At 59.1% G+C, this 17,841-nt stretch carries 11 protein-coding genes; 5 read left to right on the top strand and 6 right to left on the bottom strand.

The window, feature by feature from the left end:
• The first annotated feature begins 171 nt into the window (after positions 1-171).
• From trpD to ACOIX3_RS10480, 5 genes are all read left to right on the top strand, one after another.
• Positions 172-1,185, top strand: a complete 1,014-nt coding sequence (gene trpD, locus ACOIX3_RS10500) for an anthranilate phosphoribosyltransferase (RefSeq protein ID WP_420969695.1) — start codon at positions 172-174, stop codon at positions 1,183-1,185.
• 849 nt (positions 1,186-2,034) lie between these two features.
• Positions 2,035-2,559: a flavin reductase family protein gene (locus ACOIX3_RS10495; RefSeq protein WP_420969693.1), complete on the top strand. Its 525-nt coding sequence runs from the start codon at positions 2,035-2,037 to the stop codon at positions 2,557-2,559.
• A gap of 470 nt (positions 2,560-3,029) precedes the next feature.
• A complete protein-coding gene (locus ACOIX3_RS10490; protein ID WP_420969691.1) occupies positions 3,030-4,154 on the top strand; it encodes a M20 family metallopeptidase in 1,125 nt (374 codons plus the stop codon).
• A 1,422-nt stretch (positions 4,155-5,576) separates the two neighbouring features.
• The gene (locus ACOIX3_RS10485) at positions 5,577-7,112 is read left to right on the top strand and encodes a class I adenylate-forming enzyme family protein (RefSeq protein ID WP_420969689.1); all 1,536 of its coding nucleotides are present in this window, start codon (positions 5,577-5,579) and stop codon (positions 7,110-7,112) included.
• 184 nt (positions 7,113-7,296) lie between these two features.
• Positions 7,297-8,595, top strand: a complete 1,299-nt coding sequence (locus ACOIX3_RS10480; RefSeq protein WP_420969688.1) for a peptide ligase PGM1-related protein — start codon at positions 7,297-7,299, stop codon at positions 8,593-8,595.
• 565 nt (positions 8,596-9,160) lie between these two features.
• Here the strand turns inward: ACOIX3_RS10480 and ACOIX3_RS10475 are convergent.
• The 6 genes from ACOIX3_RS10475 to ACOIX3_RS10450 form a co-directional block, all read right to left on the bottom strand.
• Positions 9,161-9,838, bottom strand: coding sequence for a 2OG-Fe(II) oxygenase (locus tag ACOIX3_RS10475; RefSeq protein ID WP_420969686.1), 678 nt, complete (start codon positions 9,836-9,838; stop codon positions 9,161-9,163).
• Between the two features lie 6 nt (positions 9,839-9,844).
• Positions 9,845-11,167, bottom strand: a complete 1,323-nt coding sequence (locus tag ACOIX3_RS10470; RefSeq protein ID WP_420969684.1) for a GFA family protein — start codon at positions 11,165-11,167, stop codon at positions 9,845-9,847.
• Between the two features lie 26 nt (positions 11,168-11,193).
• Positions 11,194-12,036, bottom strand: a complete 843-nt coding sequence (locus ACOIX3_RS10465) for an electron transfer flavoprotein subunit beta/FixA family protein (protein WP_420969682.1) — start codon at positions 12,034-12,036, stop codon at positions 11,194-11,196.
• 863 nt (positions 12,037-12,899) lie between these two features.
• Positions 12,900-14,723 (bottom strand): nif-specific transcriptional activator NifA, encoded by a 1,824-nt coding sequence (gene nifA / locus ACOIX3_RS10460; RefSeq protein WP_420969681.1) that lies wholly within the window; start codon positions 14,721-14,723, stop codon positions 12,900-12,902.
• Positions 14,724-14,907: 184 nt separating this feature from the next.
• The gene (locus ACOIX3_RS10455; protein ID WP_420969679.1) at positions 14,908-15,744 is read right to left on the bottom strand and encodes an SDR family NAD(P)-dependent oxidoreductase; all 837 of its coding nucleotides are present in this window, start codon (positions 15,742-15,744) and stop codon (positions 14,908-14,910) included.
• A gap of 840 nt (positions 15,745-16,584) precedes the next feature.
• A complete protein-coding gene (locus ACOIX3_RS10450) occupies positions 16,585-17,697 on the bottom strand; it encodes a nodulation protein NodZ (RefSeq protein WP_420969677.1) in 1,113 nt (370 codons plus the stop codon).
• Between the last annotated feature and the right edge of the window lie 144 nt (positions 17,698-17,841).

Genomic DNA, 17,841 nt, shown 5'->3' with positions numbered 1-17,841 from the left:
GTTGTAGCCTCACCGAGTGAGGCCCGCGCTCACACCGACCGACACGCAAGCGTCAATGAGGCATCTGCCTCGCGCGGATGGGGCGGCCAGCTGCATCGCCACCTTTCTTCAACGAAAGCTCCGTTGAACGGAAGAGCCTCAGGTTTGGACAGAGAGACCGTGCACAGTTCGATGGAAGCGCTCAAATCGATCATTGGAAAAGTAGCCACGGGCGCCACTCTGACACGTGAGGAAACTGCGTTAGCCTTCGACACCATGATGTCGGGCCACGCGACCCCCTCGCAGATCGGTGGCTTGTTGATGGGAATGCGGGTCCGCGGCGAAACGGTTGAAGAAGTCACCGGCGCAGCCTCCGCGATGCGGAATAAAATGCCACGGCTTGAGCCGGCATGCGACGCCATCGATATCGCTAGCACCAGCGACGCGCCCTTGTGTTCGGTCAACGTGTCGACATGCGCGTCCTTTATCGTCGCCGGGGTCGGCGTTCCTGTCGCCAAGCATGCCGACCGCGCTGCATCGTCAGCTTCGGGCGCTGCAGACGTGTTGGCGCGCCTTGGCGTGAAGATCGATCTCAAGCCCGACGCTGTTGCTCGTTGTGTGGCCAAAGCCGGCATCGGCTTCTTGTTTGGGTCGGCCCATTATCCGGCGATGCAGCGCATTGGTCAGATTCGGACCGCACTTGGGACCCACACGATTTTCAATCTAATCGGACTTCTGTCCAATCCGGCCAGGGTCAAGCGGCAGATCATCGGGGTGTTCTCTCGCGAATGGGTCCAGCCACTGGCGCAGGTGGTGAAGAACCTTGGTGCCGAATCGGTATGGGTGGTTCATGGCTCGGACGGGCTCGCCGAGATAACCCTCACCGGCCCGACCTTTGTTGCCGCGCTTGAGGCAGGTATAGTCCGCACCTTCGAAGTGATGCCGGAAGACGCCGGGCTCCCGCGCTGCCGCAACGACGCGCTGGAGAGCGGCAATGCCGATATCGATGCCGTCGCGCTGCAAAGCGTACTCGATGGCGCACCAAGTCGATATCGTGACGCCGCGCTTTTGAACGCGGCGGCGGCATTGATCGTAGCCGGCCGGGCCTCGACACTTCAGGAAGGCGTCGCAATTGGGCAAGAATCGCTTGATCGCGGCGCCGCAGCCGCTCGACTGAAGTGCCTGATTGCGGTTTCCAACGCATGACAGCCGGGTTCGCCGATGTCTCAATATTCTGACCAAGACCAACGCTCGCAAGCGCGACGAGATTGCGTTCGCGACGCTTGTTGTTTCCGCGAGATTTCGAGGGTCGTGCGCCACCCGCCCGCGGCGCGGACCAACGCAGTTCGCGTCAAGCACGCGGTGCGAGAGCCAACGCTCTTGGTTGGCGAGCGCCTGTTGCGGCACGCCGTTGAGGTCAGGGCCCGCGACGAAGTGCGCGCCGCGCTCCAAAGGAGATAATCGATGATGTCCTCGCAGACTATGGACGCACTCGGATCTATTGCCATGATAGAACACATCATTCGAAAGTTTCGGGAATTGATCGATACAGATAGCTCGATCCCGCCGGAGCTGCGGGGTGCGCTGCACGCGACGCTCGATGGGCATCTTCTCGATGCGAAAAGGCGTGTTCTCTCAAGAGTAAATTAGGCGCGCCGATGCTGTTACGTGCGGATAAATCAGGTCGGCGCCCGCCGGTAGCGGGCTCGGCATCGTCTCGTGCGCACGGGCGCGTGGGAGGGTTCCAGCACAGCTGCTCCGATCGCGCCACAAATCCATGAACACTGGCCGCCCCTCGCCCGGGCAGCTCAGGGCGAGCAGGTTTCTTGAGGAGGGTTCTTGAAACAGGTGGTGGACAACTCGCACTTCTGCTGCTGCGACCGCCGATCCGGCGCGACGCGGCGAGATATTGCACGTCCGTCAGGTCATCACTGTAGCTGATCTGGAGGAGATCGATGCGGTACCCGGTACCAATCTGCGCTCGCTAGTCGGGTATCAAGGTCATCTCTGCGTACCGGAGACACCAGAAATGAAGTGCAACTCCAGAGACGCATCATGAGCCAAAAATTCGTTCCTGCAATTCGGGATATTCCGTCTATCCAATCGGCGGAGTTCCGTCAGGCCATGCGACATCTGGCGAGCGGTGTCGCCATTGTGGCGACCGGAGCCGCCGACGAACGACGTGGACTGACGGTAAGTTCTGTGACGTCGATCTCCATGGAGCCGCCGTGCCTGCTCGTTAGCATCAATGCCAGCACCGAGACCCATGATGGGATACTGGCCAGCCGCAGTTTTGGAGTAAGCCTTCTCCGCGGAGACCAGGAGGACCTTGCGCTGCGTTTTGGCGGGCAGGAGGGCGCGAGAGGTGTTCACCGCTTCGATACCGCGCCCTGGAGTCAAGGCGTCCTCAATGTACCGCTATTGCCGAATGCGTTTTGTTCGCTCGAATGCGTTCTGTACGACCACAAGGTCGTTGGCACACATACCATCTTTACCGGACGAATTGTCGCGACCCGGGCTGGCCAGGGCAATCCATTGATCAACTTTCGGGGCGCACTTCGAACCCTGCCGCTTGACTAAGTGCGATTTACGAAAATCGCCGTCAGGAGAGAGAACAGGACAATACGGTGAGCTCTGTGTTGAGTGGGCACCTCCTCTGCTTGGTCGCCCCGAAGGACCGTGAGGCCCGAGTAGCAGCCTACGAGAACGGAGCAGCAAGCGCCCGTGAGGCGGCCGGATTGATGCCATGGGAATGCAATTTGCAACGATGTCGAAGGAGTTCCGATCGGAACGGCTACAACTCACCAGAACGGCCACCAACCAGGACAGACCCTTGAGCTTGAGCAATTGCGTCGATACCTACCAGCCTTGGTAGCTCCTCTACGATCGGCAGACGCGTAGCTTCCTTGCCGCGGCAAGGCCGAGCTTCAGAAGCACACCTGGCTCGCAACAGTTGGCGAATCTGAAGATCCTCGCGCTCGATCAAGATGCGATTGTGTGAACCTTATCATGAACTTGTGCGAGCACGCCCTCAAATTCACAGAGACACCATGTCCAGCAATCCGTTTGGAACAGCTAGGATCCTCGACGGCATCCGCCGCTGGGTCGAGATCGAGTCTCCAACGGAGCGGCCGGATCAGGTCAACAAACTGGCTGACCTCGTCGCGGCGGGCTATCGTGACCTGTCGGTCACCATCGAGCGCGTTGCGGGCTGTGACGGCTGCGGCGATCATTTGGTCGCGCGCTCGTCCTGGGGGCAGGGCGTACCGGGCATTCTGGTGCTGAGCCATCTCGATACAGTTCATCCGATGGGGTTCATCGAGCGCTTGCCGTTCAAGATCGAGGGCGACAGGGCATTCGGCCCTGGTATTTACGACATGAAGGGCGGCGCCTACCTCGCCTATCACGCGTTCCGGCAGATTTGCGACGATGATGTCCGCCCGCCACTCGGTATCACCCAGCTCTACGTATCGGACGAAGAGATCGGCAGTCCGACGTCGCGGGCGTTGATCGAGGACGAGGGTCGCAAGGCCAAATATGTGCTCGTGACCGAGCCCGCGCGCGACGGCGGCAAGATCGTCACCGGACGCAAGGGCGTTGCGCGCTTCGACGTCTTCGTCAGGGGCGCGCCGGCGCATGCCGGGACGCGCCCCGGGGACGGCTGCAGCGCGATCCGCGAACTCGCAAATGTGATCCAGACGCTGGAGGCGATGAACGATCTCAAGCGCGGCGTCACCGTCAATGTCGGCGTGGTCCGCGGCGGCACCAAGCCGAACGTGATCGCCGAAGAGGCCTATGCCGAAGTCGACATGCGGGTGCCGACCATGGCCGACGCCGACGAGCTGGTGCCTAGGATCCTCGGGATCACCTCGCGCACCAAGGGCGTCAGAGTGAAGGTCCGCGGCGAATTGAGCCGTCCGCCCTACGAGAAGAGCAACGCCGGCGCCGCGCTTTACGAACACGCCAGGGAACTTGCCGCCGAGCTCGGCTTCAAGCTGCTTGATGTTTTCAGCGGCGGCGGCTCCGACGGCAATTTCACCGCGCCGCATACCGCGACGCTTGACGGCCTTGGCGTCGACGGCAAGGGCGCGCATACGTATTATGAGCAACTCTACGTCTCATCGATTGAGCCTCGCGCGCGGCTGCTCTACCGCCTCTATCAGACGCTGCGATGATCTCAGCACTAGGCCAAGTCCGCGAGTGCGACATGCGTCGGATGATGGCCGCTCGCACGTTTGCACCGCTCGTTGCTCGAACGGCGCAAGAGCCATAACTGCCTTCGCGTCAGGCCGGACCTGATCGACAATTATCGTCGGATCTCGCACTTAGCATTGCCGCATCAGCGGCGGACAGCTGCGACTGAACTATTCAATGACGGCACTGCGGACGTCGTGCGCGAAATCGGCTCCGAGGACGGCGAGACCTCAATCGCGGAAGCGCAGGCGTTTCCGACAACGGGCTCACCTGCTGTGAATCTAGTCTCAATGGGGTGACGACCTTTCTGACACACGAAGCGCAGAATGCTGTCAACCCCATGTCGCTCGGCGGCGCTTTTCCGGCGAACCTGAGAGTTTTTGCCATGTTCATATCGGCTGCCAAAGGGCTTGAATCGGACGTAACGTTAAGTTGTACGATCCCGAGATCGGCACGAATCTTCGTCTGCCGTCGGGATTGTGAAGGATTGCGAATGTCTCACCTGATCAGAACGGCGCCGCAACGGTTGGTCACGATCCTCATCCCCGACAGCGGGTCGGCCGAAACGGCTATGCAGCGCGTCATGATCGCGGCGCTACGGCTCGCAGGTCGTTGTGCATGGCCCGCCATTCCAGAACCGATACCATGCGGCGTTCCTAAGCCGGGTCACCAGAGAGCCGGTGATATCAGAAAAGATCGACGTCGATTCCGATCCCAAGCCTTTGCAGGGCGCCGCTGCTTCCCGAATTTGAAACCGAACCATTCCTCAAGTGGGGCACCGTGCCGAAATCAGGTCGGCGAAGCAACATTTCGCTCTGTTCACACCGCTTTCCCGGTGTTGGCAGGGCCTTCTCATCGCGCAAGTGTGCGACAGACCTCGCGATCGCGGAGGTTTTCAAACGGCTTGAGCTGCAAGCGTCGCTCGGCGTGACCGGCACGACATCGGAAGGGGTGAGTTGGCACTGTGGAGCAGCAAGTTGAAAGAGCCCGACGGCGTCAAGAAGGTCCTGTTAATCGACCACATTGAAGGCCAATGCCGGGCTATTGTCGGCTTCAAAGATGGAGATCCCAGAGCGGCGTATATGTGCGGCGAGCCTGTATATCAAAAACCAGGCAAGAAACAGTCGTCGTGGTGCGCCTATCATCACGGGCAGATGCACGCGACCGCTGTCGAGCAGAACAGAGTAAGTACTCAAGCGCCTGGGAGTCCTCCAGCAATATCCATTGTTCGCAACCCATGACACCCATCAAGAACCGCGTTGTTTTGCTCAGGCTTTGTGATCATGGCCCGTGCAAAGGACGACCGAAGCACGTGATCGACGCCTCCCGCAGCAATTGCGAGCTCTGGCTTAACTGCATCAGTACAAACCTGTTGTGCCAAGCCGAGTCACACGGAGAATACATTGGATCTCTGCACACTGATTGAGCGCAACGCGGCGCATGCTCCCGACAAAGCCGCGATCCACTTCGAGGAACAGACTCTAAGCTACGCCGGCTTCAATCGACGAATCGAGCGGGTTTCTCGCGCGCTCGAGAGCCAGCTCGGCGTGGAGAGAGGAGACCGGATCGCGATCCTCAGCCTCAACCGGCCTGATTATCTGGCGCTGCTCTATGCCTGCGCACGGCTCGGCGCAATCCTCGTACCATTGAATTGGCGCCTTGCGGCCGCCGAGCAGCTTTTCATCTTGTCCGACGCCAGGGCAAAAGTGCTCGTGCTAGAGCAGTCCTTCGACGCAGTTTTGCCGGTTCTGACGCGGCAACTGCCCAATGCCTCCCTCGTCGGGCTGGACTTTGCGCCTCCCGGCGGAAGCAAGTTGGACGATTTGTTGGATGAAGACGGTGGTGACGGACGCAATCGACGTGCGGACCTGACCTGCCCGCTTCTGATCGTTTATACTTCAGGTACCACAGGGCGACCAAAAGGCGCAGTGTTGCGTCAGGACGCGTTGCTGTGGAACGGCGTTATGAGTCAGCACATGCATGACCTCACCTCGGCCGATCATGCCCTGACTGTTTTGCCGCTTTTCCACGTCGGCGGTCTGAACATCCAGACGACACCGAGCTTGCATCACGGCGCCACGGTCACTATCCAAAGCCGCTTTACGCCGGAGGCAACGCTTGATGCGTTCGAGCGTGACCGGCCCACGCTGGCAGCCTTGGTCCCTGCCATGATGCAGGCCCTGACCAACCATCCGCGATGGGAAAGCACGGACCTCTCCGCGCTCAAAGCGATCTGCACCGGATCGACGATGGTGCCGCAGCGCCTTGTCGAGCGCTTTGTCACGCGCGGAGTGCCCGTCTTACAGGTTTACGGTTCGACGGAGACCTGCCCTATCGCGGTGTATACGAAGCTCGGCGGAGATCACGTGCCTGACGGGTCGAGCGGCCTGCCCGGTCTTTGCTGCGAAGCGGCGATCATCGACGGTTCTGGCAGCAGTTTGCCGCCCGGGACACCAGGCGAGATCGCAGTACGTGGGCCAAACGTCTTCTACGAATATTGGGGCGATCAGCGGGCTACGCATGAGGCTTTGAGTAATGGTTGGTATCGCACTGGTGACATCGGCCGCCGCGACGCCGATGGTTATTTCTGGGTCCACGACCGCAAGAAGAACCTGATCATTTCCGGCGGAGAGAATATCTATCCCGCCGAAGTGGAGCGCGTGCTTATGGGCCATCCGGATGTCGCGGAATGCGCCGTCGTCGGTCGCCCCGATCCGCGCTGGGAAGAAGTACCGATCGCTTATGTGATCAGGCGACCGGGGGCCCAGATCGAAGCGGAAGCGCTGCTGGCGCATGTGCAATCACAGCTCGCCCGCTTTAAGGCACCGCGCGAAATCATTTTCACGCAAGAACTACCGAAAACGGCATTGGGCAAGGTCCAGCATTTTATGCTGAAGGAAGTCGGCATGCGATCAGACCCAAAAGGAGACAGCAATTGAGGATGGCCGATTGGCTGGCCGTACTGTCCCGCTACACCGCGGGTGTTATCGAGCCGGCGCACAATCAGCTTTTGGTCGGAGACTGTACACGCTGCGCCGCAGCGAGGTCATCATTGCTGGCATGGCGGTCTCTGTCTGATCGCGCCAAATGCCCGGGAGGTCGTTGTTGCCTCGGATCCTAATCATGAATGCCGGTACGCCTCAAATGTCGGGCGGCGATCTAACAGCCGCTCAACTTTCCCTTGCCGCCAACTCGGCGTGCCGCTCAGCCTGGTTTGCACAGGAGGGTGACCTCATAGTCTCTCCGGTAGCCATCCCGACCGATCTGCTATCTTTGATTGGCACGACGCTCGATTTTGATGCCTCGAGCCTCTTGCTGCTTGCGCCTGAAGGTACCCGCGAGGCGCCGGTCCTTGATGATTGCACCCTGCTGTCCAATACTGTTGTTGAACGAATCAACAGCCATATTCACCCGAAATCATCCTGGAGAATACATCCCTGCTACTCCACTGAAGGGGTGGCGCGCCTGGCGGCCCTGCTGGGCATCCCCCAGAGCGGGGACGACTTCGCTCTGCAGCGAGGACCTGATCTGTTGAATCGCAAGAGCCACTTCCGCCAATTGGCGACAAGTGTCGGACTTCCGTTGCCCAATGGCTGCGTAACGACGGACTCAAACGAACTATTTAGGGCGGTCACCTCCCTAAAGTCTGAGACCGGCAGCGTGATTGTCAAGTTGGACAATGGGGCCGGCGGAATCGGAAACGTCGTCCTGACCAGCAACGAGAGCGGTCCACTGCCTGGGGCAAGAGATACCAGGCAGATTCTTTGGCAGTCGTTTGATCCTGAAGCACTGTGGTCGGAGATGACAACGGCATCGTGCAAGACGTTGGTCGTGGAGTCATACCACCTGGCTCGGTCTCTGTTCTATCTCGAGTATGAGATCGAGGAAGACGGTCCAATCGTTTTCATCAACAGTGGAAACATACGTCTGCGTCGAAGCAACGATCGGTTTGAAAGGGCTCTCATCTGGACAGGGCTTGAGCTTCCAAGCGACCTGAGGAATGAGCAATGGTTGACCGCCCAGGCGCACGCCTTCCGATTTGTGGAGCTTGCCAGAACCCTTGGGTATCGCGGCATGATCAACATTGACGCCATTTTCGCGAGCGACGGGCGGCTGCTGTTTAATGAAGCGAATGGCCGGTGGGGCGGCGGCTCGGTGTTACACAACATTGCGGTCCGCCTGCTGGGCTACGACTATTCCGGTTGCTACGTCGTTTTATCCGTGAGAAACGTCCGATCAAGCTCTCTCCAAACTGCGTATGATCGTTTCGTCGATGACGGATTTCTGTTCGACGGCACACGCAAGGAAGGCGTGATCCCGCTTGCCGCCGATCAAGAGGCTGGCACCGTGGAGTGCCTTGTAATTGCGCGTGATAGGCCCGCAGCCCGTAATCTGCAGCACCGGCTATTGACAATGGTTTGATTGAGCTCTCAGCGACCATATCTTACCCCCTCCATTCATTCGAACTCGCCCTCGAACGTGTGCCTGAAACCGCCGTGAACGGAGTCTGTCAGCAGCTCACTCTCCGAAGCCAAGTCGGCGGACCGGAAGATCCTCAAAGCGGAGCGGGTTGTCGCCCTTATCCACTGTTTAGCCAACCGCACAGTCTGATGTGGGCGCCCCCTTTCAGTGAGCGTCAACTCACACCGCGATCACCCTTGAGTCGGCGCTGGAATGCCGGCCGATCGGCGATGTCGTCAAGGTGCCAACTCCTCGTCGGGCCCCTCGCCTTGCGCCAATCGTCCAATCAGCGCTCGCGTGGCGACCACCACAAAGACTCCGCAATCAGACCCAGGCTCCGCTCGACGCATCGTCTCTGCCGAGCGGGTTTCTCTGACGACGTGTCACCGAGCCTGAGCGAACAACCCATATCGCACAGCGACGAAGACCCCGCACGATATCTTCTGCAAGGACCGAGCTACCGAGATCACCTCCCGAGAGGTCACCCGTTACTCAACTCATTCGAAAGCCATTTCGGCTACCCACCTCATGGGCTACCAGTAGAGCTCTCGATGATTCGGCGGTTCGCGCCGCTGCGTTTTGAGCAGAAGTACACCAACGATCGTCGCTCTCCAGCGTGTACAGGCTTCACCTCATGCCGGAGCCTACATGTGGTGACAAGTACGGCTCCAAATGGCGGTCGGAATACCTGTTGTTCATAAGCGCTTGGGTATACCACAAACTCACCTCCCTCAAACTCTCTCGCGAGTTGCACAATCACGGAGTACTCGAAATCAGGGTCGCTCTCGGCATCCAAATGGATGCCAACAAAGGAGCCAGGGGGCATACGATGCATCTGGCATCGGCGAATCACGTAATCCGACGATGCTCCCAATATCTTGTTGAGCGCGAAGCTGCGGTCCTTCTTTTCAAGAATTTCGATGATCTGCCTTGGAGCCGTACCATCTACATTGCTAGGAGGGCGGCCGGGCGGATCGACCCTCACGCGTTTTACGAAGACATTGTGTGAGTCGCCGGCATCTCCCACCCGTACTTCTTCTTCGGGAATCTCAATCTGCAGCTGATCGATCCTCGCCAAGTCGTCTTGAGTGAACAATGTCTGTGGGCCGATCACGACCGTACCCTTCACCAACAACTCTATGCGGTACTTCGTGAGTGCCTCTTCTGAAAGCAGACCGGATCTATGATTCACCGCGCGCGCCATTCGGGTTCACTCCAAGGTTTGATCTTCAAGGGAGGCTTCCATATCCTCGTGTATCGCATGGAACGCCTGCTCCCAATGCTCGCCATCGAAATCATCTATTCTTATGCTGTCGATGGCTCTTCTATCCAAGCATCCAACATTAACGCTGAAACCGGAGGGGTTCGACCGCGGCCTATAGAATGGCTTTACGCCACAAATCCGGCAGAACGTGTGTCGAGCGATGCTCTTGTTGAACTGGTATGAAGTGAGGCACTGCTCGCCGGATTCGATGCTGAGCTTGTCACCAGGCACGAGCAAGTGCAGAAATCCAGACATTTGGCAGATTGAGCAATTGCATCGAACTGCTGACAGCGCTCGCGGCGCGAGGACGCGGAACTTGACCGCGCCACAATGACAACGGCCATGGTGCTCGATCTCCGCTCGACCCTCTCCCTCAAGTGCGACAATTCGGAGCAGATCGCGGCACCACTGCAAGCTTAGCCGATAGGCTCGATCGAATTCATCGCAAAAGCGACCATTACTGCCGGCCGGTACAAGTTCGCGAATGAGCCGGGTTGTCATTTCTCCGTGATATTTCTCCGCGGGATCCTCTCCGCCGACATGACTACGGAAGTACACAAGATCGTCAGCCCGCACGTCAAAGGCCTTGACCAGCGTAGTCCACAGTGACCGGATCATTTCCGCAGCATGCAACTCGAAAGCGACCATGTGGGCGCAACGCACTACGGGGTCTTTCGATGACAATCCGGCAAAGAGAGAATGCAGGTACCGCTTCGTTGTGGCGCTGTAGTTAGGCTGTATTGCTCTACCGAGTAGTCGCGATGCATCTTGTCTAAGCAGGTTTGAGTGGAAGTTTTCAGTGGCCAGAATATCGGGCAGCGCCGCCTTGCCGCCTTGGAGAACTTGACCATAACCACCCGTCTCGTCCCAACAGATGAAATTTCCGACGACGCTCGTCAGCTCAATATCTCTCGGAAGGTCTCGATTGTGATGCATTGCATCGAATATGAGATCCTTTTGCGACCCCGCCTGCAGGTACGGGAACGCTTGTGACATCGCCAAGTATTCAGGCAGCAGGCTGGCAAGTTGGCCTTCAGACAACTCCGCAGCGAGCGGATGCGGGCCGAACAGCGCTCGCGCTTGCTCAGTCAAATACTCGCAGACTATCTGCGAGGGCTGATCCAGTGCAAATTGAGACGCTTGAGAAGACCTCATTTGATTCCTAGCCATGAGGAGAGAACGATCCTTGACGGGGGCGAGTTTCGTGCCCGGCCCGACTGACGGCAGCAGCGAGATCGATGAGTTCGCAGGGTCTACGGTCGCGTTCACATTTACCGTCGCCGAAACTCTTCAGATCAAGTATCACGGGCTAGTGCTGCAAGATCTGTCTCGAGCTTCGGTTGATGCTTGAAGATGGCGTCAATCAACGCCTGCGCTGGTTGCTCGGTTGCCTCGACCAGCGCCGCTTTCTCAGCCCGCGCAGAGGGAGCGAACACGCGCTTGACGACCGTCGGCGAGCCCCGAAGGCCGCATTTGGAGACGTCCTCGACGCCGGCATCCTGCGCACTCCATTTCACGATTGGCGCGCGTGCGGCACGCAAGGCATCCGCCATCGCGCCGCGCCGAATCTGGTTGGTTGCCTCCAGCATGGTGATGAGACAGGGCAGCCTCGTGTGCAGCACCTGGACACCGCCTTCGGAGCGTCGCTCCGCCTCGATTGTACGGGCGGTGAGATCCAGGGATCTAACCTTCGCGACGTAGGTAAGCTGCAGCACGCCGAGCCGCTTTGCGATGCCGGGTCCAACTTGCGCGGTGTCGCCGTCGATGGTCTGCTTGCCGGTGAAGACGAGGTCTGGCGGACCATACTCCTTACCAATTTTCCGGATGGCCGTTGCCAGTGCATACGTTGTGGCGAGGGTGTCGGAGCCCGCAAAGCAGCGATCGGTGAGCAGTACGGCACGATCGGCGCCAAAGGTCAGCGCTTTTCGCAATGAGTCTTCCGCCGATGGTGGCCCCATCGTCAGCACGGTTATCTCGCCGCCGAACCGATCGCGCAGCTCGAGCGCGGCCTCAAGCGCGAATAGGTCATAGGGGTTGATGATGGTCGGCACGCCCTGACGCATGATCGTATTGGTCACCGGGTGCACGCGGATCTGCGCAGAGTCGGGAACCTGTTTGATGCAGACGACATTGTGCATGGAGTTGCTCCAAAAGTTGCGACGGCTGCGAAGAGAACAGCAAGTGTTGTACCACCGCATCCGATCTGGACTCGCCTCGTTATCACAGAGGCTTAGACGGGGCTGATGCATTTACCCAGCCAGGTATTCCTGACGAACGAATACCGACACGCGTCGGAGCTGCGACAGCGTTGTTCCGCTGGGCACGCGCCCAAATCGCTCGCGACAGACGACCGTCGTTGATCCCAAGCGGGCAACGTACCGGTCGATGGTGAACAATGCGCGCTTGGAATCACCACGGAAACGTCTGGCCTCGCAAACGAAAGAGCTGCCGCGTTCAGCAGTGTCTGGCGCGGTATGCTGAAGCGGGCCAGACCGAGGCCACGTTGAGACAGGATCGAGGCTGCGTTACCGGGTTCGCGCTCGAAATCAATTGGCAGACCTGTTCAAGGATCTCGTGAAAACGCAAAACGCGAGGTTGACGCTCGGTTGTTCAGACGGTCGCGGCGTTTAATCTCGATGCTACGAGCGCTTGGCGCGCTTCGAGAATTGCCGCTGGCCACCTCAAGCTTGATCGGCGGACGCACTTGATACCTCGCCTTCCGTCAACCAACTGAACCGTTCCCCAGCGCTCACGAATGAACAGGCGCCAGGTGACTCTGCATTTCGTGACGAGCAACTCCAGCTCTCGACGCAGCAAGGCGAACTCGCGTGGCGACAGCGGCTTTCGCGAGCGGACAGGTCCTTTCGCTCGTGGCCAAGCTGCCGCCGAGGGGAGACCATCCCCTTCAAATTGCGACGGGATTGGATACCCCGAAGATTGTCCTCTTGGCCATTTTTCTCAACTGTGATGGTCGCAGCTCCTGTCGCTATGGTCCTTCCGTTCAGAACCGCTTGATCTCGATTCCGTATTTCCTCAACGCGTAGCCAATCTGGCGCGGCGTTAGTCCGAGCACGCGCGCTGCCTTTGCCTGCACCCAACCAGATTTTTCCATGGCGGCGATGACCCGTTCGCGATCGGCCACCTTCGCGCCACTTACGAGGACAGTGCCGGGAGACGCCAGTGAGGTAAGTTCGCCGCCGACGGGCAAGGCCGGCGAGGCCGCTCCAGATAGCGGGGTGATGGACTTCGCCGGCATCGGCACAGGCGCAGCCGGCTGGACTGTCATCTCGTCCAATGAACTTTTCCATAGCATCGCTGAAAGGCACTGGCCGTGGCAGCATGCAAAGTCATTTCTCACAATCGATGGTCCGGCGGACATGGTCGCTGTGCGCTCGATGCAGTTTTCGAGTTCGCGGACATTGCCTGGAAAGCCGCAGTTCATCAGCACATCGATCGCGCTCGCCTCTAAGGTCAGCGTACGGCCGTTCTCGCTGTTGAAATTCCTGAGGAACTCGCCGGCCAGCAGCGGAATATCACTGCGCCTTTCCCGCAACGGTGGCAGCAGCAAGGGAACGACGCTGATACGATAGTACAGGTCTGCGCGGAACTCATTCCTTGCCACAGCCTCTTCAAGGTTCTTGTTGGTCGCAGCTATGACACGAACATCGACCTTAATCGTCTGGTTGCTTCCGACGCGCTCGAACTCCTGCTCTTGCAGGACCCGCAGCAACTTCGCCTGGAACGGGGCCGAAATCTCACCTATCTCGTCAAGAAATAGCGTCCCTTTGTCAGCAAGCTCGAACCGCCCTTTGCGCGAGCTAAACGCGCCGGTAAAGGCTCCTTTCTCATGACCAAATAATTCGGACTCCAGGACCGTCTCGGGGAGCGCGGCGCAATTCAGCTTGATGAAAGGCCGTTTTGCGCGGGACGACGATTCGTGGATGGCCTTGGCTACGAGTTCCTTTCCGGTACCCGATTCGCCGCGCAACAGAACCGTACTGTTCGATTTGGCTACGACCGCAATCTTCTCGAGCAGCCCGCGCAGCGCCGGGCTGTCGCCGATGATCCCATGGACGTGCACCTTCTTACGCTCTCGTACAGGCTGCCTGAGCTCGAACAATTGCTTTTGCAGCCGGTCCTTCTCCGCCATCAGTCGCTCGCGGTCGCAGGCGAACAAGCGATGCAGCTTCACTGTCTGTCCCACCAGGTTGGCGACCATGGCAAGCAGCCGCGCGTCATAATCGAGCCGGAGACTCGACCCGTCGTTACGGATGCGGTCGACCGTCAGTGTACCCACGACTTTCGGATCAATGCGAATCGGAACCCCGATGAACGACACTGACACATCATCGGAGGCGCCGAGCACTTCCAGGTCCGCAGCACTGAATGCCAACTCGGCTGCCACGTTCTCGGCGACAAGAGGCCTGTCCGTCGCGACGATCTGGTCGATGGCCTTCCGCGGCAGGTGCATCCGGTAGCGCTCGTCGCTGCCTTCGCTCCAGCCGGCGCCCACGGTAATGTCCGGCATCCCGTCATCGTCGAACAGTGAGACGATGCCGTGTCGCATCTCCACAAACGACTGCAAAAGATCGACGACGTTGGCCAACGTGACTTCGAGCCGGCAAGGAGTCGTGAGTATCTTCGATATTTCGAAGATGCCGGTCAGAGCGCTCTCGCGCAACGGCTCGACCGAGAGCTCGCGCTCCGTCTCCGGAAGTGAGGTCGGTCTTTCGTGTGCGGAAGGGATATGCAGCATGGGGCGGTCTCCGTTGTTTTGATCATCCTCCCTGGCATCCTGTTCGGATTTGCGAGCTTCGTTTTGCATGTCATTCTCGATCTAGCGCCACGGATTGACGAGATGACATGGAGAGGTAGCACCTTTTCATGGCACGACGGTAAACTTACAGTGCACTTGATTTTCTCTTTTCGGAATGGATGCGCGACCTTAGCGTAGAGCGCAAGGTCCGTCGCCGCAGCTCAAGTGAGCTGCGTTGCCAGGCCCACTCGTTTCACAGATGCTGCCCACCATTGATCGGCACCTCGGCCCCCGTGACGTAGCTTGCGGCATCCGAGCATAGGAAAAAGATGACCTTAGCCACCTCATCGGGCGTTCCCGCTCTGCGCAGCGGGATGTTTGGCACGAGCCGCGCTTCTGTATCGGGCGACAACATGTCCGTTTTGATTTCGCCGGGCGCGATCGCATTCACGCGAATGCCATGCGGTGCATAGTCGTGGGCCATTTCCCGTGTGAGACTTGCAAGCGCAGCTTTCGACGTCGCATAGGCGCTGCCCGCAAACGGGTGCACCCGCGACCCCGCGATCGACGTCACGTTTACAATCGATCCTGACGCGGCCCTTAGCTCGTCAAATAGACCCTGCGCCAGCAGGATCGGGGCTACCAAATTCAGATGGAACACCCTCATCCAGGTTTCAGTCGACGTTGTCAGCGACGTCAGCCGGTCACCATCGGGCGTCTTCGGTGAGATGCCGGCATTGTTCACCAGCGCGTGCAAAGGTGCGCCCGCCAGGCGTCGCTTGACCTCGGTGATCACGCGCGGCAGCATTCGATGATTGCTGAGGTCGACCTGGACATGATCCTCGATCCCGGACTCCCACGGGCATCGCTCGCCCTCGAACGGTTGGCGCGCGCAAGAAATGATGCGCCAGCCCGCCTCCGAAAACAGTTTGGCAGTGGCGTGACCAATTCCGCGCGATGCCCCGGTCAGCAACATCGCCTTTTGTTCTCCCCGATCGACGCGGACTTTATCGGCGTGCGAGGGACAACCCAAGTGCGTCGCCGACAGCGGACTTCCGACCGGATCGTCATTTGGCAGATCGAGACCCACGCCCACCTCCTCTCCTCTAGCGCCGCTGGCGAAGCCGTAGCAGGATTTGGGCCACTACGATGCACGCAAACGGGCTCCGGTTTTGCGTCCTAATGTCGCGCACGCTGAACGCTTGGCGGGTTCGAGACACGGCGTGTTTGCTTTGCGACAGCGACGGTGCATCACCTACAAAATGCCCAGAGCAAGCTCGCCCCACTGCTAAGACCACGCTACAAGGCCGCGCTCTCCTTCATGATCGCGCAACCGAAGGAGCGAGCGGATGGACGGCGCCTTTCATCGGAGCGCCGATAGGTCAGGATAACGCCGCACCCACTTGTGATCGAAACCTGACGTTACAGGTTTCCACGTCAGGTTCACCCGCAACTGGCGCCGACTTCATGGCGCTCTGTCCTGTTGTGTCTAGCCCTGACACATCGCCGCGCGGATTGATTTCGCGACCACGAGCTGACGCACCGAATGTCTAGCCTCGCGTAGTCGATCCCGGATGCGCCAGTCCGCGTGAGCGAGTGTGCCCGACGGGCGCGACGGAACTCGCCGGCTCAACGCAGACCTCTTCGATGCCTTCATCCGCGATCCGTCACCGAGAAGGTTCTGCTTGCGGGTTCGCGCGAGGCGAAGACGAAGATGTGTTACACTGCTCAGCACGCGGCAGCGCGTTAGGCCCCTCTTGTCGAGATCGAGCTTCAGCGGACGGCATTCCGGCCACAGCATCTTTGTCTTCTCCAGTGAAAGGTGGCGTCGGAGCGTCAGTTCGGGCAACACCTTGCCGCGCGGAAACATAGTGACAGTACTGCTGGATGCAAAGAGCGGCCATCAGATCGATGAAACGGGTTACGACTTTCATAGAGCCACAAGCTCTTGCGCGGTCTCTTCGATCAAGATCAATCGGCTCGGATCGTTCAAATCGAATTCTATAACGCGTGGCGCAAAGAGGCGCGCATAACGCGTGAAGGCGCTCGTCGGGGGGAAACGAATCACGGTGTTGCACCGCGCAAGGAGATACATCTCGATGAGGGCGGAAAAGCCTCCATCGGCTCCGAGCGCGGCACTGTGCAACGGCCCGGCCTCGGGCGCCTGGAAACGTTTTGGGATCGTGAAAACCTCGGGACATATCGACGAAACCTTCTCAAGGATGAGCGCGCTGTCCGTGCACAGGAAGGCCCTCACCGGTTTTGCGTGTGGCAACGCCCTGGCCTTATCGATGGCATTACATACCTGCCGCAAGGCACGCTCCGGATCGGCCCAGTAAGGAGCATGCCCCATAATATCCTCGCCGTTCCCGTGCCGAACATGAATGCCGATCATGCTGTACGGCTCAAAGTGCTCCCGGTAGATGGCATCAATCCGAGCCTGAATTTCAGATCGCGGCTTAATGCTCTGAAAGATCTCTCGTTCGGCATCCTGATCGCAGCGCCACATCAAGCACGCGTCGCACACAACGGTGCCAGCATCACTATCTTGCTGGCTTTCGAACAGTTGGTCGAGTTCGTCGCGCTCCCGGAAAATCTGCTCGTCCGGCCGATAGACGCAGTCTATGGACGGCTTGTTCCACCATGCCGGGAAGAATGGTCCTGGAAATGAGCGCTGGTTGATCTGGTCGTCGCAGATCACCGGTACGCCAGCAATGTCTTGAATTGGTTCGAAGAAGACCGGAAAGGCATTGGTGACTGGCTGATCGAGATAACAGGACCCCCGCCAATCGATGGCAAGCGTCCGTCCGGTCCGTTGTGCAAAACGCCAGGCTGCAGCGAGCGACCACAGGCAGTCGCCGAACCCCGTACGTCGCCGGGAGACCACGAACCGATCATTCCTTGAACCGCTAAGCATCTGCATTGCCTCGTTCCGGGCTCCTTGTTGGACATGAGACGCCATTGGAGACGCCTCACGTATGATTTCGTCCGATGTCATGGTCGGCATTCGCCGTGCCGGTGAACTGCGTCGATAGAACTTCATAGCAGCGATACCCCCTGTTGTGGCGGGTTCTCTCAACGCTTTCGACCTCTTCTATTGCGGTGTCGCCACGACATAACCGATTTCAGCCGGATGCCGATTGCAACCGAACCCGCTGGCCTGACCCTTTCCCCGATGGACGAGTTG

It is taken from the genome of Bradyrhizobium sp. B120 (assembly GCF_049075665.1).
Lineage (GTDB): Bacteria > Pseudomonadota > Alphaproteobacteria > Rhizobiales > Xanthobacteraceae > Bradyrhizobium.
The sequence above is the reverse complement of the archived record's forward strand: the minus strand, read 5'-3'. Positions and strand labels throughout refer to the sequence as shown.

Excerpts from the sequence above, each read along its gene's own strand:
- trpD (WP_420969695.1), top strand. The coding sequence starts at position 172 with ATGGAAGCGCTCAAATCGATCATTGGAAAAGTAGCCACGGGCGCCACT.
- ACOIX3_RS10495 (WP_420969693.1), top strand. The coding sequence starts at position 2,035 with ATGAGCCAAAAATTCGTTCCTGCAATTCGGGATATTCCGTCTATCCAA.
- ACOIX3_RS10490 (WP_420969691.1), top strand. The coding sequence starts at position 3,030 with ATGTCCAGCAATCCGTTTGGAACAGCTAGGATCCTCGACGGCATCCGC.
- ACOIX3_RS10480 (WP_420969688.1), top strand. The coding sequence starts at position 7,297 with ATGAATGCCGGTACGCCTCAAATGTCGGGCGGCGATCTAACAGCCGCT.
- ACOIX3_RS10475 (WP_420969686.1), bottom strand. The coding sequence starts at position 9,838 with ATGGCGCGCGCGGTGAATCATAGATCCGGTCTGCTTTCAGAAGAGGCA.
- ACOIX3_RS10465 (WP_420969682.1), bottom strand. The coding sequence starts at position 12,036 with ATGCACAATGTCGTCTGCATCAAACAGGTTCCCGACTCTGCGCAGATC.
- nifA (WP_420969681.1), bottom strand. The coding sequence starts at position 14,723 with ATGCAAAACGAAGCTCGCAAATCCGAACAGGATGCCAGGGAGGATGAT.
- ACOIX3_RS10450 (WP_420969677.1), bottom strand. The coding sequence starts at position 17,697 with ATGAAGTTCTATCGACGCAGTTCACCGGCACGGCGAATGCCGACCATG.